Here is an 18,455-nt window from a genome sequence, read left to right as displayed (position 1 = left end):
CGGTGTCAGAACAGGCCGTTGCCCGGGGTTGCCGCTTGGGCCGGCCGGACGACGGCCAGGAGTGTGTCGATGGCGCCTAGGACCACGGCGACCAGGGCCGGAAGCGAGCGGCCGCCCGTCCAGGTGCGGCCCATCGCGAGCCGGCCGCAGACGACCGCCGCCGGGCCGAGGACGATGCCCAGCGCGAAGAAGCCGGCGATCGCGCAGATGATCCCGATGATCCCGAGTGTCGCGCGGTCCGGCCTTCCCCCGAGCTCTCGGCTTCGCTCGAGCAGGGGAAACCCCCATCGCTGCCACGTCCGGCTGCGCGAACGGGGGTACCCGCGCGTTCCGCGTCCGAAGCCCGTCATCATCAACTCCCTGTGACACCTGTCGCGTTGGAGTTTCGTTGGGTTCGTGGGTGCGGATACCCCGGTTCCGGCCGCCGAAGCCGCCCGCGCGCTGCCCCCCTCCGGCAGCGCGCCGCGGCCGCTTCTCCCCCGTCCCCTGCGGAGGACTTGACCCACTGTCACCTGCGGTGCGGACCGAAGGCGAGGGATAGTCGGCGGAGTCACCCTGACGGGCGAACTCCGCCGATCGAGGGCGTCCTCAGATGTGGCCGACGCCCGCGCCCGCCTCCGCGTTCTCCCCGCGCTTGGTGAGCAGCGCCACCAGCACGGCCACGGCCGCGATCGCGGCGGCGACGAGGGAGGCGAGGCTCATGCCGGAGATGAAGGTGTCGTGCGCGACGGCGGTGATCTTCGTGGCGATCATCTCGGGCGTGCCCTGCGGCACCGGCGCCGCGCCGAACTGGACCGCCTCGGAGGCCTGGTCCAGCTGGGTGGGGGTGAGCGGCGGGAGCCCCGCGTCCTTCCAGTTGCCGGCCAGGTCGTTGTTGACCTTGGAGGCCATCACGGCGCCCAGCACGGCCGTACCGAGGCTGCCGCCGATCTGCATGGCGGACTGCTGGAGACCGCCGGCCACCCCGGACAGCTCCAAAGGCGCGTTGCCGACGATGACCTCGGTGGCGCCGACCATGACGGGGGCGAGGCCGAGGCCGAGCAGGGCGAACCAGAGCGACATGGTGAGGCTGCTGGTGCCCGTCTCGAGCGTCGACATGCCGTACATGGCGAGCGCGGTGGCGGCCATGCCGCTCGCCAGCGGGATGCGCGGGCCCACCTTGGTGATCATGAAGCCCGCGAGCGGGGAGCCGACGATCATCATGCCGGTGAGCGGGAGGAGGTGCGTGCCCGCCTCGATCGGGCTCATCCCGTGCACGTTCTGGAGGTAGAAGGTGACGAAGAACAGGCCGCCCATGAACGCGATGGCCATCAGCACCATGAGCACCACACCGGCGGACAGCGGGACCGAGCGGAACAGCGCCAGCGGGATCAGCGGCTCCTTCACCTTCGTCTCCCAGAAGGCGAAGGCGGCGAAGCCGAGCACGGACGCGGCGATGAACGCCCACGTCGTACCGTCGCCCCAGCCCCAGGCCGGAGCCTTGATCAGGGCCCACACCAGGCAGAACATCGCGCCGGAGAGCAGGACGATGCCGGGGATGTCGAACGAGCGCGGCGCGTTCTTGGCGCGGTGGTCGAGCAGGATCAGCAGGCCCAGGATCAGGGCGAGGGCGCCGACGGGCACGTTGATGAAGAACACCGACTGCCAGTTGACGTGCTCGACGAGCACACCGCCGAGGATCGGGCCGCCTGCGGTGGAGGCGCCGATGACCATGCCCCAGATGCCGATGGCCATGTTCAGCTTCTCGGCCGGGAAGGTGGCCCGCAGCAGGCCGAGCGCGGCCGGCATCAGCAGCGCGCCGAACAGGCCCTGGAAGACCCGGAAGGTGATGACCATGGCGATGCTGTTCGACAGGCCGATGGCGCCCGAGGCGGCGGCGAAGCCGGTCACGCCGATGAGGAAGGTCTGCCGGTGCCCGAAGCGGTCACCGAGCTTGCCCGCGGTGATCAGGGAGACCGCGAGGGCGAGGAAGTAGGCGTTGGTGATCCACTGCACGTCCGCGAGGGTCGCGTGCAGCTCCTTGCCGATGACGGGGTTGGCGATGGCCACGATGGTGCCGTCGAGGGCCACCATCATGACCCCTACGGCGACGGTGATCAGGGTGACCCACGGGTGCCCGCGCAGCCCCTTGGCCGGCATGGGGTCCGGTGGGCCCGCTGGGGCTTTGTCCCCCGGCCCCGTCGTGTCGATGGTGGTCTGACTAGTCATACATTCGAGGCTAATGTCAGTCACTGACAAACGACAAACCAATTCACAAGTCGGTAACTGACGTGTCGCTCCCCTAGTAGTCTGATCAGGGGAAACAGTTCGCTTCGGGGTAGCGGTGCGGGAAAGAGGTCCGGAGTCCATGGAGACGGCGGGGACTGCCGGGGCGGCGCCACGGACGGTGCCGCGGACGGCAGCACGGCCGGGCCTGCGCGAACGCAAGAAGCGGCGCACCCGCGACGCGCTGCTGCGGGCGGCACTGGAGCTTTTCACCACCCAGGGGTACGAACGGACGACGGTCGACGAGATCGCCGAGGCCGTCGACGTCTCCCAGCGCACCTTCTTCCGCTACTTCCCCAACAAGGAGGAAGCCGCCTTCGCCGTGCAGGAGATCGTGGAGGCGCACTTCGTCGACTCGCTGCGCGCCCGCCCGCCCGGCGAGGCTCCACTGGAGGTGCTGCGCCGGGGCCTACTGGAGGGCTGGGACACGATCAGCGACGCCGTGGGGAGCGTCGTGCCCGTGGAGCTGTACCTGCGCATGTTCCGGGTGATCGAGTCGACGCCGGCCCTGCTCGCCGAGCATCTGCGCCGTTCGACGGAGACCGAGGAGCAGATCGCGCGACTGCTCGCCGAGCGCGAGGGCCTCGACGTGGACGCCGATCCGCGGCCGCGGCTGGCGGTGGCCGTGTTCGGCGCGGTGATGCGGGTGACGAGCCGTCAGTGGAGCACGCGCGAGGACGCCGGCCAGGAGGCCATGCGGGAGCTCACCGCCGCCTACCTCGATCAGGTGGGCCCCGCGCTCACCGGGAACTGGCGTACGAGCCCGCGGCCTTGAGTCCGGACATTCCGCCGATCTTGAACTGCCGTACGCCGAACCGATCTTGGACACGCTCACCGGCTGAGGTAACCGTCACACTGCTCGAAACGTGATACCTGTCACTCGGTTAACGCGAGACCGTCTCGTTCTCCTAGTGTGTCCTCCCAGTGACTTCCTTCGACACCTCCCCACAACTCAACGTCTGGCGCGCACTGCTCGCGCTGGCCGTGGTCTTCGTGATGCTGGCCACCACCGGCTGGACCGCGGTGCGCGGCCATCGCGGGACCACCGCCCTCCAGGCGTCGCTGACCGCCTGGGACCACGGCCACCTGCACGGGCACCGGCTGCCGGACGCGGACGCCTCCCCCACCCTGCTGCGGCGCTTCTTCGCCTCGCTCGGCGCGCAGGACCGCGGCCGGCTCGCCCATCGCTACCCGCTCGCGGTCGGCAACATGGACGGCGCCCCGGTCCGGCTGCGCTACCAGGCCAACCGCATCGCGCTCCACCGGGCGCGCAAGGTCGAGCTGGCCCGCATGCACGACAGCCGGCTCTCACCGGTCGGTCAGCAGGACGCGGGCCGCCGCATGGAGCGCTACACCTCGCTGATGGCGAAGGACCGGCAGATCCTGGCCTTCGATCCCGAGGGCTCGGGCCGGGTCGCCGAGGTCTTCGGCGACCTGGGCAGGGCCGAGCGGGTCTCCGTCGTCGTCCCCGGCGTCGACACGGACCTGATCACCTTCCGGAAGACCTACCGCCCGTACTCGGCGCCCTACGGCATGGCGAAGTCGCTGTACACGGCCGAGCGCACGGCGGCCCCCTCGACCCGTACGGCCGTGATCGCCTGGGCCGACTACACCGCGCCCAGCGGGCTCGGCGTGGACGCGGCCACGGCGATGCGCGCCGAGGAGGGCGCGGTGCGGCTGAACAAGCTGGTGCGGGGACTGCCCGGCGACGCGTCCGTCTCGCTGTTCTGCCACAGCTACGGGTCGGTGGTGTGCGGCGTCGCCGCGCGGGCGCTGCCGCAGCGGGTGTCCGACATAGCGGTGGCCGCCAGCCCCGGGATGCGGGTGCGCAGCGCCTCCCACCTGCACACCTCCGCCCGGGTGTGGGCGATGCGGGACGCCACCGACTGGATCCAGGACGTGCCCTACCTCGAACTCGGCGGCCTCGGCCACGGCGCCGACCCGGTCTCCGCGGCGTTCGGGGCACGGGTGCTGTCGGCACGGGGTGCCAAGGGCCACGCCGGCTACTTCGAGCCGGGCACCGACAGCCTGGCGAACTTCGCCGAGATCGGGGTCGGCTCGTACGGGTCGGTGCGGTGCGCACATGACGATGACGGATGCCGGGCGGATTTGTCCGGCGCGACAGGGGCCGGACGCGCGTAGAGACAGCAGGAACTGCGGTCTGCCCGGGGAGGGACGAAGGAGCTTTGCGCCCCCTACGATGAGCCGCATGGGTGACGTACTGGCCGGATTTCACGCTGCCTGGGAGTTCGAGTCCGATTCCGTGCTCATCCGCTACGAACGGGGGATTCGAACACCCAAGCTCTTCCAGGCCCTCGGTGCCCGCCGGATCCCGCTGGCGGCACTCGCGGGCGTGACACTCACCGCGGGCCGACGCGGCACCGTGGTCCTGCGTGCCGAGCCCAGACCGGGCGCCGATCCACTCATGGAGGCGGCCGACGGGCAGCTCAAGGAGGGGTGCGACCCGTATCGGCTGGTGCTGCCCGCCGAGCGGGAGACGCTGGCCGAGTACTACGCCGAGGAACTGCGCGCCCGCCTCTCCGCGAGCGGACCGGCCGACCGCCACCTGGTGGCGGCACCGGAGGCCCCCCAGCAGTTCAAGGCGTACGACGGGAAGGCGTCCTTCGACGGTACGGCGGTGCGGTTCCGGTGGTCGTGGACGGGAGCCTCCTCGGCCAAGTGGAAGGCCGGCGACCAGAGCTTCCCCGTGGCCGACATGGGCGGGGTGGAGTGGCGCTCGCCCGAGGTGTTCGAGGGGCATCTGCGGCTGCTGCCGCGCGATCCGGGCGCCCCCGCGCAGTCGCCGCAGCCGGATCAGGATCCGGCCGCGGTGGTGTTCGGGCTCGGGTACGGGCCCGTGCACGAGTCACTGCCGTTCGCCGCGGCCGTACTGGCCGCCGTGCGGGCGGCGGGCCCGGCGACGCCAGTGCCGGTGCCGGTTCCGGTGCCGGCCCCGCGCCGCGACCCCGCGGACATCGCGGAGCGGATCCGCCACCTCGGGGAGCTGCATCAGGCGGGGCTGGTGACCGACGAGGAGTTCTCGCTGAAGAAGGCGGAACTCCTGGCCGAGCTGTAGCGGCCCGGCCAGGGGCGCCCGTGCCGCCGGCGCGGCACGGGCGGGCTTCCGCCCGGCCGCACTCGGCGGCGGACGGTCACCGCCGCTCCCGGCCCCGCGACGTGAACGACATGTCGGCGTAACGCGTGCCCGACACCTTCGCGGCGATCGGCTCCAGCAGCGCCAGCTCCTTCTCGGTGAGCACGATCCGCACCGCCGCCACGTTCTCCCCCACCCGGCTCGGCTTGCGGGTGCCAGGGATCTGGACGACCGGGAGACCGTGCACGGACGATCGCTGCTGCACCCAGGCCAGGGCGATCTGCGCGAGCGAGGCTCCGTGGGCCTTCGCGACCGTGCGGATCGGCTCCAGCAGGGCGGCGTTGGCCACCGCGTTCTCCCCCTGGAAGCGGGGCATGGTGCGGCGGAAGTCGTCGCCGGTCAGCTCCTTCTCGGCGTCGACGAACCCGCCGGTCAGAAAGCCCCGTCCGAGCGGCGAGTACGGCACCAGCGCCACACCGAGATCACGCGCCGCGGGCACCACGTGCGTCTCGATGTCGCGGCTGAACAGCGACCACTCCGACTGCACGGCGGCGATCGGGTGCACGGCCCGCGCGGCCCGCAGCTCGTCGGCCGTGACCTCGCTCAGGCCCAGGTGCTTCACCTTGCCCTCGCGCACCAGGTCGGCCATGGTCCCGACGCTCTCCTCGATCGGGACGTTCACGTCGCGGCGGTGCATGTAGTAGAGGTCGATCACGTCGACGTCCAGGCGCTCCAGGCTCGCCTCGACGGCCTGCCGTATGTAGGGCGGGTCGTTGCGGATGATTCGCTTGGCCGGCTCGTCCGGCGGGATCGACAGGGCGAACTTGGTGGCGATCACGACCTCGTCCCGGTGCGCCTTGAGGAACGGGGCGAGGAACCGCTCGTTCTCGCCCTGCCCGTAGGCGTCCGCCGTGTCGTAGAGGGTCACGCCCAGTTCCAGGGCCCGCTCCAGGGTGGCGCGGGACTCCCCCGCGTCCGCGGGGCCGTAGGCGAAGCTCATGCCCATGCATCCGAGGCCCTGTACGCCGACCTCCGGTCCGTCCTCGCCCAGCCGTACGGTCGGGATCCTGCTTTCGGTCATCGCGTTGTCTCCGCTTCTCAGGGGCGTCCGCTTCTCGGTGGCGTCCGGCATCTGAGCGGCGTCCGCAGTCCAGCGGCGTCCGCAGCTCGGTGGCGTCCGCAGCTCAGTGGCGTCCGGCGTCCGCGTAGAAACTGATCTTGCGGTCCAGTACCGCGAGCGTGTCCCGCAGTTCGGCGATCCGGGCCAGGACGTCCCGGCGGGTCGCCTCCAGCAGCGCGTGCCGGTCGCCGTAGGTGCTCTCGCCCGCGCGCACCAGCTCCGCGTACCGGACCATGTCGGCGACCGGCATCCCGGTCAGCCGGAGCTTGCCGACCAGGTCGAGCCAGTCGAGGTCGCGGTTGGAGTACCGGCGCTGGCCCGTGTGCGAGCGGTCGACGTGGGGCATCAGGCCGATCCGCTCGTACCAGCGCAGGGTGTGGGCCGTCAGCCCGGTGAAGGCGACGACCTCGCTGATCGTGTAGCCGTCCTGCCCGTCGGGGCGCGGGTGCCGCCGGGGTGGGGCGGAGCAGAGGTCGGCGCCGGTGGGGGCTTCCTCGGTCACCTCGATGGTCACGGCCGTGGTCTGCGTCACCGTCATGGCCCCACGCTATGGCCTTGGAGTGCACTCCAAGCAAGCGGAACCCGGCAGGGCGGCGAGAAATGCGCGCGACGCGGGGCGGGCGTGGTGACTAGCGTGCCGGACATGAGTCTCGTACGACGCGCTGAGCCCGAGGACGCCGCGGAAGTGCTGCGACTGCGCCAGGTGATGATCGACTCGGTCCACGGCACCGATCCCTCCACAGACTGGCATGCGGAGTCCCTGCCCACCCTGCGCGCGAAGCTGGCCGACCTGGACGGGGACTTCGCGGCGTACGTCGTGGACCATCCGGAACGACCGGGGGCGCTGGCCGCGCTGGTGGCGGGCACGATCGACTACCGGATCGGCCGGGCGGGCCACCCGCGGGGCGCGGTCGGCTACGTCTTCAGCGTCGCGACGGACCCGGACGCCCGCCGTCGCGGGTACGCGCGCGCGTGCATGGAGACACTGCTGGAGTGGTTCCGCGAGCGCGGTGCCGGCCGGGTGCAGCTCACCACGTCCACGGAGGGGGCGCCGCTGTACACCTCCCTCGGCTTCCGGCCCAAGCCCGACCCGTTGCTGGAGCTGTGGCTGTGAGCGCTTAGGCTCGACGTCATGTCGTTGAACTCCCTGGCGTCGATCGAGAACTGGCCGGTCCCCACCGCGGCGGCGGGCGTGGTCCGCGCGGACGGCACGGTCCTGGGCACCCACGGCCCGACCGCGCGGCCCTTCCCGCTGGCCTCGGTCACCAAGCCGCTGGCGGCGTACGCGGTGCTCGTCGCCTACGAGGAGGGCGCGATCGAGCTGGACGAGCCGGCCGGTCCGCCCGGCGCGACCGTCCGCCATCTGCTCGCCCACACCTCGGGCCTGGCCTTCGACGAACACCGGGTGACCTCCCCGCCCGGCGAGCGGCGGCTCTACTCCAACGCCGGCTTCGAGCAGCTCGGCGACCATGTGGCCAAGGCCACGGACATCCCGTTCGCCGAGTACCTGCGCCAGGCGGTCCTGGAGCCGCTGGGCATGACGTGGACGACCCTGGAGGGCTCCCCGGCGAAGGACGGGGTGTCCACGGTCGACGACCTGCTCCGCTTCGCCGCCGAGATCCAGGCCCCGCGCCTGCTGGACCCGCGCACGGTCGCGGAGGCGATGACGGTGCAGTATCCCGGCACCAAGGGCGTCCTGCCGGGCTACGGCCACCAGAACCCCAACGACTGGGGCCTGGGCTTCGAGATCCGCGACTCCAAGTCCCCCCACTGGACGGGCACTTCCTCCTCCCCCCGCACCTTCGGCCACTTCGGCCAGTCCGGCACGTTCCTGTGGATCGACCCGGCCGCGGGCGCCTCCTGCGTGGCCCTGACCGACCGCGCCTTCGGCCCCTGGGCCATCGAGTCCTGGCCACCGTTCACGGACGCGGTACTGGCGGAACTGCGCGCCGCCTGAGAACAGCCCCCGGGGCGCCCCCACGGACTCGCCGACGTTCGCAGGCTTGTTCGGGCGGCCAGGGCTCCCATCTCCGTGGTGAGGCCGTACGTCCTCGTCCACGACCCTGTGACGGGGCACCGGTGCTGGTGCTGTTCCCCGCTCACGCCCGGCCGGAACCCAGCCCGACGCCGTGCCGGCGGTGCGCGCACCGGGCTCGGACAGGCGACCACAACGGGGGCTGCCCGATCCCGTCGGCACAGCCGACCTGCGGGGCCGGCTCGACGAAGAGTCCACCGTGGTGCCATGGATCGAGGACCGGGCGTTCTGGCCCCTGCACGGCCGGCGGAAGATGCGTGCCGGCGTGACGGAGGACCAGAACTGCCTTCGCCACCTCATGGGCGGCACGGAGGAGTTGTTCGCACTGTCACCGTGCCAACACGTTGTAGTGGTCACTCCGGCGGCCAGAGCGTCACCGCGGCTCACCGGCCGGCCATCTCCCACATCAGCAGCTCCGCGTTCGTCAGTGCCAGCGTCTCGATGTCTCTGGCGGATGTGATGCGGACCGCGTCCCCTGGGCCCAGCTTTTCGGCGCCCAGGCGTACTTCGCCGCGTACGACGTGGACGTACACGTATGCCGCGTCCGGGATCGCCGTGCGTTCGGTCGGGGTGAGGCGGCGTACGTGGAGCATGGCGCCGGCCTCCGGGATGGCGTAGGGGGTGGAGTCGGCGATGCCGTGGACGAGTTCGTAGCAGGGGGTGCCGCCGGGTTCCAGGGGGGCCAGCCAGGTCTGGACGAAGGTCAGGGGGGCGGGGCCCGCGTTGCGCTCCACGTGGTGGACGCCGCCCGCCGAGCTCAGGCGCTGCACGTCGCCGGGGCGGACCACCGTCTCGTGGCCCGTGGAGTCGCGGTGGGTCAGCTCGCCCTCGACGACCCAGGTGACGATCTCGGTGTGGCTGTGCCGGTGCTCGTCGAAACCGGCGCCGGGGGCCAGGTGTTCCTCGTTGCAGGCGATCACCGCGCCGAAGCGGAGGTTGTCCGGGTCGTAGTGCGGGCCGAAGGAGAAGGCGTGCCGGGAGGTGATTCCGGCAGCCGGCTCGCCGCCCTCGTAGCGCTCTGCCGCGCGCCGTACGTCCATCGTCACGCGGACTACCGTAGTCCCCGGCCGTGACGGGCCGGAGCAGCCCAGCCCCGACCCGGCGACACGCACGCACGTCCGGATGAGGCAGTCTTGTCCCCGTGCCCGAACCCGAATCCCGCCAGGCCGAAGCCGCGGCCCACTCCGTCCATCCGCACTCCGCGACCCTGAAGAGACTGGAGAAGTCCTCCGGGTCGCTGGCCGCGCAGGCGATCGCGCGGATGGACGAGACGCTGCCTTGGTACCGGGCGATGCCCCCGGAGAACCGTTCGTGGATCGGGCTGGTCGCCCAGGCGGGCATCGCCGCCTTCACCGAGTGGTTCCGGCACCCGGACGCGCCCCAGGCGATCTCCACCGATGTGTTCGGGACCGCGCCGCGCGAACTGACACGGGCGATCACGCTGCGGCAGACCGTGGAGATGGTGCGCACCACGATCGAGGTCATGGAGTCGGCCATCGACGAGGTGGCGGCGCCGGGGGACGAGTCCGTGCTCCGGGAGGCGCTGCTCGTCTACGCCCGCGAGATCGCCTTCGCCACCGCCCAGGTCTACGCGCAGGCCGCCGAGGCACGCGGTGCCTGGGACGCCCGGCTGGAGTCCCTGGTCGTCAACGCGGTGCTCAGCGGGGAGGCCGACGAGGGGGCCGTGTCGCGGGCCGCCGCCCTGGGCTGGAACTCTCCCGAACACGTGTGCGTGGTGCTCGGGACCGCGCCCGACGGGGATTCCGAATTGACCGTGGAGGCCATCCGGCGGGCCGCCCGGCACGCCAAGCTCCAGGTGCTCACCGGGGTGCTCGGGGACCGGCTGGTGGTGATCGCGGGCGGGAGCGACAACCCGCTGGCGGTGGCCAAGTCACTGATCGGGCCCTTCGCCGCCGGGCCGGTCGTCGCCGGGCCGGTCGTGCCGGACCTGCTGGCCGCGACCCGGTCCGCGCAGGCCGCGGCGGCCGGGCTGAAGGCGTGTTCCGCCTGGCAGGACGCACCGCGGCCGGTGCTGGCGGACGATCTGCTGCCGGAGCGGGCCATCGCCGGCGACCCGGGCGCGCGGGAGCAGTTGGTAGAGGAGATCTACAGACCGCTGGAGGAGGCCGGCTCCGCGCTGCTGGAAACTCTCAGCGTCTATCTGGAGCAGGCGAGCAGTCTGGAAGGCGCGGCCAGGATGCTCTTCGTTCACCCGAACACCGTGCGCTACCGGCTCCGACGTGTGACTGACGTCACCGGTTGGTCACCCTCCGATGTACGATCCGCGTTCACCCTGCGGATCGCACTGATCCTGGGGCGTCTGGCCGACGGAGATCCCCAGGCCTAGGCTTTTGTCGGGGGCCCACAAAACCCCTTGCCGTTCTTCGTCCCTGTCCCCACGGGCGGCCGCGGCCGTCCCCAAGAGAGAGTGTGAGAGTGCTCGTACTCGTCGCTCCCGGCCAAGGCGCCCAGACGCCCGGCTTCCTGACTCCCTGGCTCGAACTGCCCGGCGCCGCCGACCGTGTGGCCGCCTGGTCCGACGTCATCGGCTTGGACCTCGTCCACTACGGCACGCAGGCCGACGCGGACGCGATCCGCGACACCGCGGTGGCCCAGCCGCTGCTGGTCGCCGCCGGGCTCCTGTCCGCCGCGGCACTGGGTGACACCGGCGCGGACGTGGTCGCGGGCCACAGCGTCGGCGAGATCACCGCCGCCGCGTTCGCGGGCGTCCTGGAGGACACCGCCGCGCTGACCCTGGTCCGCCGCCGGGGCCAGGCCATGGCCGAGGCCGCCGCGATCACCGAGACGGGCATGTCCGCGCTGCTGGGCGGCGACCCGGACGTGTCCACCGCGCACCTGGGCAAGCTGGGCCTGACCCCGGCGAACGTCAACGGCGCGGGCCAGATCGTGGCCGCCGGCACCATGGAGCAGCTCGCCGCGCTGAACGAGGACAAGCCCGAGGGCGTGCGCAAGGTCGTCCCGCTGAAGGTGGCCGGCGCCTTCCACACGCACCACATGGCTCCCGCGGTCGAGAGGCTGGCGGAGGCCGCCAAGTCGCTCGCGCCCGCCGACCCGAAGGTCACCTACGTCTCCAACAAGGACGGCCGGGCCGTGCACAGCGGCGGCGAGGTCGTCGAGCGGCTGGTCGGACAGGTCGCCAACCCGGTCCGCTGGGACCTGTGCATGGAGACCTTCAAGGAGCTGGGCGCCACCGCCCTGATCGAGGTGTGCCCCGGCGGCACTCTGACCGGTCTGGCCAAGCGCGCGCTGCCCGGCGTGAAGACGCTGGCGCTGAAGACCCCCGACGACCTCGACGCGGCCCGCGAGCTCATCGCGGAGCACGCGAGCGCCTGACGCCTTTAAGGAGCCGACGAGCATGTCGAAGATCAAGCCCAGCAAGGGTGCCCCGTACGCGCGCATCCTCGGTGTGGGCGGCTACCGGCCCACACGCGTGGTGCCCAACGAGGTGATCCTCGAGAGGATCGACTCGTCCGACGAGTGGATCCGCTCGCGCTCGGGCATCGAGACCCGGCACTGGGCGTCGCCCGAGGAGACCGTCGCGGCGATGTCGATCGAGGCCTCCGGCAAGGCGATCGCGGACGCCGGGATCGACGCCTCGCAGATCGGCGCGGTGGTCGTCTCGACGGTCTCGCACTTCAGCCAGACCCCGGCCATCGCCACCGAGATCGCGGACAAGCTCGGTACGGACAAGGCGGCCGCCTTCGACATCTCGGCGGGCTGCGCCGGCTTCGGCTACGGCCTCACCCTGGCCAAGGGCATGGTCGTCGAGGGCTCGGCGGAGTACGTGCTGGTCATCGGCGTGGAGCGGCTCTCCGACCTGACCGACCTGGAGGACCGGGCCACGGCCTTCCTCTTCGGTGACGGAGCGGGCGCGGTCGTGGTCGGCCCCTCGCAGGAGCCCGCGATCGGCCCGACCGTGTGGGGCTCGGAGGGCGACAAGGCCGAGACCATCAAGCAGACCGTGCCGTGGGACCGCTTCCACATCGGCGACGTGTCCGAGCTTCCCGTCGACAGCGAGGGCAACGTCAAGTTCCCCGCGATCACGCAGGAAGGCCAGGCGGTGTTCCGCTGGGCCGTGTTCGAGATGGCGAAGGTCGCCCAGCAGGCGCTGGACGCGGCCGGGATCACCCCGGACGAACTGGACGTCTTCATCCCGCACCAGGCCAACGTGCGGATCATCGACTCGATGGTGAAGACGCTCAAGCTGCCGGAGCACGTCATGGTCGCCCGTGACATCCGCACCACCGGCAACACCTCGGCCGCCTCGATCCCGCTCGCGATGGAGCGGCTCCTGGCGACCGGCGAGGCGAAGAGCGGCGACACCGCACTCGTCATCGGCTTCGGGGCGGGTCTCGTGTACGCCGCGACGGTCGTTACCCTCCCCTAGGCACTCCGTGCCGGATCATGCTTCCGGTGCGGGACCGCACACCCCTACCGCTGACGCGGTGGGCGCCACACCCTCTGGAAATCTACGAAGGAGCGCCGACATGGCCGCCACTCAGGAAGAGATCGTCGCCGGTCTCGCGGAGATCGTGAACGAGATCGCCGGGATCCCGGTCGAGGACGTCCAGCTGGACAAGTCCTTCACCGACGACCTGGACGTCGACTCGCTGTCCATGGTCGAGGTCGTCGTCGCCGCCGAAGAGCGCTTCGACGTCAAGATCCCCGACGAGGACGTCAAGAACCTCAAGACGGTCGGCGACGCGACCGACTACATCCTCAAGCACCAGGGCTGATCGACCGATCACAGCCTTGGGTTGACTGCCCCGCCACCCGGCGGTGGCGCCGTACGAATCCTCGTTCCGTTGGAGAAAGAATTCCCGTGAGCTCGACCAATCGCACCGTGGTCGTCACCGGTATCGGCGCAACCACACCGCTGGGTGGCGACGTAGCCTCTACCTGGGAGGGCCTGCTCGCCGGCAAGTCCGGCGTGAAGCCCCTGACCCAGGAGTGGGCGGCCGACCAGGCCGTCCGTATCGCCGCCCCGGTGGCCGTGGAGCCGACCGAGGTCATCCCGCGGCCGCAGGCCCGCCGTCTGGACCGCTCGGCGCAGTTCGCGCTGATCGCGGCCCAGGAGGCCTGGAAGGACGCCGGTTTCACCGGCAAGGCCGGTGAGGACGGCTCCGTCGACCCGGACCGGCTCGGCACGGTCGTCGCCTCCGGCATCGGCGGCGTGACCACTCTGCTGGACCAGTACGACGTGCTGAAGGAGAAGGGCGTCCGCCGCGTCTCCCCGCACACCGTCCCCATGCTGATGCCGAACGGCCCCTCGGCCAACGTGGGCCTGCTCGTGGGCGCCCGCGCGGGCGTGCACACGCCGGTCTCCGCGTGTGCCTCGGGTGCCGAGGCCATCGGCTACGCCATCGAGATGATCCGCACCGGCCGTGCCGACGTCGTCGTCGCCGGCGGTACGGAGGCGGCGATCCACCCGCTGCCCATCGCCGCGTTCGGCAACATGATGGCGATGTCGAAGAACAACGAGGACCCCGAGGGCGCCTCGCGCCCCTACGACGTCGCCCGGGACGGCTTCGTCCTAGGAGAGGGCGCGGGTGTGCTCGTCCTGGAGTCCGCCGAGCACGCCGCCAAGCGCGGTGCCCGCGTCTACGCGGAGGCGGTCGGCCAGGGCATCTCCGCCGACTCCCACGACATCGTCCAGCCGGAGCCGGAGGGCCGGGGCATCTCGCACGCCCTGCAGCACCTGCTCGACAGCACCGGCCTGGACCCGGCGGAGATCGTGCACGTGAACGCGCACGCCACCTCGACGCCGGCGGGTGACATCGCCGAGCTGAAGGCGCTGCGCAAAGTCTTCGGCGACCACTCCGACCACATCGCCGTCTCCGCGACCAAGTCGATGATCGGCCACCTGCTCGGTGGCGCGGGCGGTGTGGAGTCGGTGGCGACGGTGCTGGCGCTGTACCACCGGGTGGCTCCGCCGACCATCAACGTCGAGAACATCGACCCCGAGGCCGAGGCGAACGCGGACGTGGTCCGCGGGGAGGCGCGCAAGCTGCCCGCCGAGGGCCGTATCGCCGCGCTGAACGACTCGTTCGGCTTCGGCGGGCACAACGTGGTGCTGGCGTTCCGGACGGTCTGAGAACGCCCGGCAGCGGATGTCCGAAGGGCCCCCACCGATCGGTGGGGGCCCCTTCGGCTCTGCAAGGAGCGTCGTCGTTGTGGGAGCCTCGGATCCGGGAGTGGTCCGAAGTCGTCAGACCACCTGGTGCAGCCAGCGGACGGGGGCGCCTTCACCCGCATAGCGGAACGGCTCCAACTCGTCGTCCCAGGGCTTGCCCAGGAGCTTGGCGAGTTCGGCCTCCAGGTCGGTCTCGCCGCGCTGGGAGCGCAGCAGGGCTGCGCGCAGCCGGTCCTCGGGGATGAGGATGTCGCCGTGGATGCCGGTGACGGCGTGGAAGATGCCGAGGTCGGGGGTGCAGCTGTAGCGCTCGCCCTCGGCGGTGGGGCAGGGCTCGGCGGTGACCTCGAAGCGCAGCAGCTGCCAGCCGCGCAGCGCGGAGGCGAGTTTGGAGGCGGTGCCGGGCTGGCCCTGCCAGGAGAACTCCGAGCGCCAGGTGCCGGGCGAGGCGGGCTGCCGGATCCAGTCCAGACTGACGCGCGTACCGAGCACCCCGGCGACGGCCCACTCGACGTGCGGGCACAGCGCGCGCGGCGCGGAGTGCACGTACAGAACTCCACGTGTCGTCACCGGGACCTCCGGACAGAGCGGGACATGGTGCGGGCGGGCGGACAGCGGTGGCGTTGAGGCCACGTTGATGGCGAGGCTACCGTGAGACGGGGCAAGGAGTGTGACGTACCGTCGGTCCCAGTGCCAGGAAACGCCCTCCATTCACCCAGGGGGACGCTTGTACGGGTGCGAGCCCCCCACTCGAGTGGGGGCGGGAACCCTCGCGCGTTCTCATGGAGGGGAGCACTTCACGACGATCGAGGGGATCACCAGGGCATGCGGAAACGACGTCACCGTACCCGGGCCGCTCACGCCGTCGTGGCGGCGGCCGTACTGGCCACCGCGGGCTGCAACGCCGTCGGACTGGAGGCCGGGGCCGGAGCCTCCCGCCCGTCAGCGGCACCGCCACCCGCCTGGAACACCAGCCCGGACTCGATCGCCGCGGTCGGCGACTCCATCACCCGCGGCTTCGACTCCTGCATGGTGCTGACGGACTGCCCGGAGGCGTCCTGGGCGACGGGCAGCGACGCGTCGGTCAACAGCCTGGCGGTGCGGCTGCTCGGGTTGACCGGGGCGGCCCAGCGCAGCTGGAACTTCGCGGTCACCGGGTCCCGGATGGCCGATCTGAACAGCCAGATGGCGCAGGCCGCGCGGAAGAATCCGCAGCTCGTGACGGTGATGGCCGGAGCCAACGACGCCTGCCGTGACTCCCTGGACGCGATGACGCCGGTGGCGGTCTTCCGGGCCGAGTTCGAGGCCGCGATGGACACACTGCGTCAGGCCCTGCCCAAGACACAGGTGTACGTCTCCAGCGTGCCGGACCTCAAGCGGCTGTGGTCCGAGGGCCGGACGAACGCGCTGGGCAAGCAGATCTGGAAGCTCGGCCTCTGCCCGTCCATGCTGGGTAACGCCGACGCGCTGGACGCGGCGGCCACCAAGCGGCGCGACACGGTGCAGGCCCGGGTGCGGTCGTACAACGAGGTGCTGAAGGAGGTCTGCGCGAAGGACCACCGCTGTCGCTTCGACAACAACGCGGTCTTCGACTACCGCTTCGGCACCGACCAGCTCAGCCACTGGGACTGGTTCCACCCGAGCCGCAACGGCCAGGCCCGGATCGCCGAGATCGCCTACCGGACCGTCACCGCGAAGACCCCCTGAAAGGCCCCCGAAGAGCCCCTGAATGCCTCCTGACGACAGGACTTAGGGTTTTCCCCATGAGCGAACTCTTCGGCACGCCGGCAGACGGCACCGAGGTGCACCGCTGGACGCTGGAGCGGGCCGGGGTGCGGGTACGGGTGCTGTCGTACGGCGGGATCGTGCAGTCGGTGGAGGTCCCGGACCGGGACGGGCGCCCGGCGGACGTGGTGCTGGGCTTCCCCGGCCTGGACGGCTATCTGGCCCACCCCGAGCCCTTCCTCGGCGCGCTGATCGGGCGGTACGCCAACCGGATCGCCGGGGGCCGCTTCGCGCTGGACGGGCGGACGTACGCGCTGGAGCAGAACGAGGGCGGCAATTCGCTGCACGGCGGTGACGGCGGCTTCGACAAGCGGATGTGGGAGGCGGCGCCGGTCGAGCACGGTGTGCGGCTCAGCCGGGTCAGCCCGCACGGCGAGGAGGGCTTCCCGGGCCGCCTGGAGGTCTCGGTGACGTACACCCTGGACGAGGCGGGCGCCCTGCACCTCGCCTACACGGCGGTCACGGACGCGCCGACCGTCGTGAACCTCACCAGCCACTCGTACTGGAACCTCGGCGGCTTCGGCGGCGCGGGCAGGCACGAACTGCGGCTCGCCGCCTCCCGGTACACGCCGGTGGACGCGGATCTGATCCCGACCGGTGTCCTCGACGAGGTGACGGGCACCCGCTTCGACTTCCGGGAGACGCGGGAGGTGGGCTCCGGCTACGACCACAACCTGGTCCTCGACAAGGGCGTCACGGACGAGCCGGTGCAGGTCGCCGAGCTGCACGATCCGGCGAGCGGCCGGGTCCTGACGGTGGCGACGACCGAGCCGGGCCTCCAGCTCTACACCGGCGACCATCTCCCCGCCCCCTTCGCCCCGGGCGACGGGATCGCGCTGGAGACCCAGCACTTCCCGGACTCCCCCAACCGCCCCGGCTTCCCGAGCACCGAGCTCAGGCCGGGCGAGGTCTTCCGCTCGCGGACGGTGTACGGCTTCTCGGCGCGCTGAGCGCGCCGGCCCAGCCCCGGCCCAGGGGTCAGGTCCCGGACCGGGGCTGCCGGTGGGCAGACTCGGCCCGGACCCGACGTTAACCGCCTGGGGGGAGAAGCCGGCCGGTCATCGGGCACTGTGCCGCGATCTCGTACGAACCCTTCACAAACGCGGGCGGCTTCGCCCGGCTGTGCCGGGGTCCCCGCGTCAGGCGGGCGCCGGCGACTGTGACGGCAGCGGCGTCCGGGGTGCCGGGGTGACCGCGTCGTCGGTCTCCTCGTCCAGCAGCTCACGGGCGAGCAGGGTGGCGCCCGCGACCGCGCCCGGCATCAGGAACACCGCCACGAACGGCACCAGGAAGGCCAGGGCGAGCGGGGCGCCGAAGCCCCAGACCAGCAGCTTGCGGGAGCGCAGCAGCGCCAGACGGTCACCGAGCCCGACGCCCCGGCGCTGGAGGGCGACGGCGGCGAGCTCCTCGGTCAGGAAGAAGCCGGTGACGAAGAAGCCGAGCACCGGCACGACCGTCTGCCCGACGAACGGCAGGAAGCCCAGCGCGAAGAGCAGTACGCCCCACAGTGCGGCCCGCACGACGATGCGGAGGCTGTCGCGGGCCGAGATCCACAGGTCGCGCCAGAGCGGCAGGCCGGACTCGGGCGCCGTGCCGTCGGGCGACACGTCCCGGTCCACCTGTTCGGACAGGCTCTCGTAGAAGGGCTGGCCGATCAGGAGGGTGACCGCGGTGAAGGTGACCACGGCAAGCAGCAGCGCCAGGGCGAACAGCACGGCGGTGAGCAGGCCGCGGAAGAGGCCGGTCCAGGGCCCCGGCCAGTCGTCGGCGAAGGGGGTGGCCCAGGTGACGGCGTCGCCGCCCCACAGCGCGAGCGCGGTGAGCGCCGCCGCGTACAGCACCAGCGTGATCAGACCCGGGAGCAGTCCGAAGCGGTACGACTGCCCGTGCCGGGCCATCCAGCGCTGGCCTTTGAGGAGATGGGCGAAACCGGCCCCGAGGTCACGCATGGGAAAACTGTATGCGGGGCCCGCGCCCGCCCAACCTCCGGGTGCGCGCCCGC

Annotated in this window: 19 protein-coding genes; 12 read left to right on the top strand and 7 right to left on the bottom strand. The window is 71.6% G+C overall.

Features of this window, described 5'->3' with window-relative positions:
- Window positions 1–5 precede the first annotated feature (5 nt).
- Both ACWEK3_RS22050 and ACWEK3_RS22045 read right to left on the bottom strand, forming a co-directional pair.
- Entirely contained in the window at window positions 6–353 is a 348-nt protein-coding gene (locus ACWEK3_RS22050) for a small hydrophobic protein (RefSeq protein ID WP_453250393.1), read from the bottom strand.
- 235 nt (window positions 354–588) lie between these two features.
- Entirely contained in the window at window positions 589–2,139 is a 1,551-nt protein-coding gene (locus ACWEK3_RS22045) for an MFS transporter (protein ID WP_450538910.1), read from the bottom strand.
- 208 nt (window positions 2,140–2,347) lie between these two features.
- Here ACWEK3_RS22045 and ACWEK3_RS22040 point away from each other — a divergent pair, with 208 nt between their 5' ends.
- From ACWEK3_RS22040 to ACWEK3_RS22030, 3 genes are all read left to right on the top strand, one after another.
- Window positions 2,348–3,040: a TetR family transcriptional regulator gene (locus ACWEK3_RS22040; RefSeq protein WP_453250392.1), complete on the top strand. Its 693-nt coding sequence runs from the start codon at window positions 2,348–2,350 to the stop codon at window positions 3,038–3,040.
- A gap of 149 nt (window positions 3,041–3,189) precedes the next feature.
- On the top strand, window positions 3,190–4,407 hold the full coding sequence (locus ACWEK3_RS22035) for an alpha/beta hydrolase (protein WP_450538796.1): 1,218 nt from the start codon (window positions 3,190–3,192) through the stop codon (window positions 4,405–4,407).
- Window positions 4,408–4,474: 67 nt separating this feature from the next.
- Window positions 4,475–5,341: a DUF4429 domain-containing protein gene (locus ACWEK3_RS22030; RefSeq protein WP_450538798.1), complete on the top strand. Its 867-nt coding sequence runs from the start codon at window positions 4,475–4,477 to the stop codon at window positions 5,339–5,341.
- 76 nt (window positions 5,342–5,417) lie between these two features.
- Here ACWEK3_RS22030 and ACWEK3_RS22025 read toward each other — a convergent pair whose 3' ends face one another.
- Both ACWEK3_RS22025 and ACWEK3_RS22020 read right to left on the bottom strand, forming a co-directional pair.
- Window positions 5,418–6,440, bottom strand: coding sequence for an aldo/keto reductase (locus tag ACWEK3_RS22025; RefSeq protein ID WP_453250391.1), 1,023 nt, complete (start codon window positions 6,438–6,440; stop codon window positions 5,418–5,420).
- 103 nt (window positions 6,441–6,543) lie between these two features.
- Entirely contained in the window at window positions 6,544–7,017 is a 474-nt protein-coding gene (locus tag ACWEK3_RS22020) for a MerR family transcriptional regulator (protein WP_453250390.1), read from the bottom strand.
- Between the two features lie 105 nt (window positions 7,018–7,122).
- On the opposite strand from ACWEK3_RS22020, the gene ACWEK3_RS22015 reads away from it, so the two are divergent.
- Entirely contained in the window at window positions 7,123–7,593 is a 471-nt protein-coding gene (locus ACWEK3_RS22015) for a GNAT family N-acetyltransferase (protein ID WP_453250389.1), read from the top strand.
- Window positions 7,594–7,611: 18 nt separating this feature from the next.
- Complete coding sequence (locus ACWEK3_RS22010) at window positions 7,612–8,436, top strand: serine hydrolase domain-containing protein (protein WP_453250388.1); 825 nt, start codon at window positions 7,612–7,614, stop codon at window positions 8,434–8,436.
- A gap of 461 nt (window positions 8,437–8,897) precedes the next feature.
- On the opposite strand, the gene ACWEK3_RS22005 is transcribed toward ACWEK3_RS22010, so the two are convergent.
- A complete protein-coding gene (locus ACWEK3_RS22005; RefSeq protein WP_453250418.1) occupies window positions 8,898–9,554 on the bottom strand; it encodes a pirin family protein in 657 nt (218 codons plus the stop codon).
- Window positions 9,555–9,655: 101 nt separating this feature from the next.
- On the opposite strand from ACWEK3_RS22005, the gene fasR reads away from it, so the two are divergent.
- The 5 genes from fasR to fabF all read left to right on the top strand — a co-directional run bounded on the left by fasR (window position 9,656) and on the right by fabF (window position 14,629).
- Window positions 9,656–10,861, top strand: coding sequence for a fatty acid biosynthesis transcriptional regulator FasR (fasR, locus tag ACWEK3_RS22000; protein ID WP_361408856.1), 1,206 nt, complete (start codon window positions 9,656–9,658; stop codon window positions 10,859–10,861).
- Window positions 10,862–10,950: 89 nt separating this feature from the next.
- Window positions 10,951–11,868 carry an ACP S-malonyltransferase gene (locus ACWEK3_RS21995; protein ID WP_450538825.1) on the top strand — a complete coding sequence of 306 codons (918 nt, stop codon included), beginning with the start codon at window positions 10,951–10,953 and terminating at the stop codon, window positions 11,866–11,868.
- Between the two features lie 22 nt (window positions 11,869–11,890).
- Window positions 11,891–12,922, top strand: a complete 1,032-nt coding sequence (locus ACWEK3_RS21990) for a ketoacyl-ACP synthase III (RefSeq protein ID WP_376394683.1) — start codon at window positions 11,891–11,893, stop codon at window positions 12,920–12,922.
- Between the two features lie 100 nt (window positions 12,923–13,022).
- Entirely contained in the window at window positions 13,023–13,271 is a 249-nt protein-coding gene (locus tag ACWEK3_RS21985) for an acyl carrier protein (protein WP_003989952.1), read from the top strand.
- A gap of 86 nt (window positions 13,272–13,357) precedes the next feature.
- A complete protein-coding gene (fabF, locus tag ACWEK3_RS21980) occupies window positions 13,358–14,629 on the top strand; it encodes a beta-ketoacyl-ACP synthase II (RefSeq protein WP_453250387.1) in 1,272 nt (423 codons plus the stop codon).
- A gap of 114 nt (window positions 14,630–14,743) precedes the next feature.
- Here fabF and ACWEK3_RS21975 read toward each other — a convergent pair whose 3' ends face one another.
- Window positions 14,744–15,238, bottom strand: coding sequence for a DUF3145 domain-containing protein (locus tag ACWEK3_RS21975; RefSeq protein ID WP_326802325.1), 495 nt, complete (start codon window positions 15,236–15,238; stop codon window positions 14,744–14,746).
- Window positions 15,239–15,493: 255 nt separating this feature from the next.
- Here ACWEK3_RS21975 and ACWEK3_RS21970 point away from each other — a divergent pair, with 255 nt between their 5' ends.
- The gene (locus ACWEK3_RS21970; protein WP_450538828.1) at window positions 15,494–16,375 is read left to right on the top strand and encodes an SGNH/GDSL hydrolase family protein; all 882 of its coding nucleotides are present in this window, start codon (window positions 15,494–15,496) and stop codon (window positions 16,373–16,375) included.
- 56 nt (window positions 16,376–16,431) lie between these two features.
- Window positions 16,432–17,403, top strand: coding sequence for an aldose epimerase family protein (locus ACWEK3_RS21965; RefSeq protein ID WP_450538830.1), 972 nt, complete (start codon window positions 16,432–16,434; stop codon window positions 17,401–17,403).
- A 189-nt stretch (window positions 17,404–17,592) separates the two neighbouring features.
- Here ACWEK3_RS21965 and ACWEK3_RS21960 read toward each other — a convergent pair whose 3' ends face one another.
- Window positions 17,593–18,402 (bottom strand): EI24 domain-containing protein, encoded by an 810-nt coding sequence (locus ACWEK3_RS21960; protein WP_453250386.1) that lies wholly within the window; start codon window positions 18,400–18,402, stop codon window positions 17,593–17,595.
- Window positions 18,403–18,455: the final 53 nt, after the last annotated feature.

Source organism: Streptomyces sp. NPDC004721, assembly GCF_053601495.1.
This window is presented reverse-complemented; position numbering and strand designations above follow the sequence as displayed.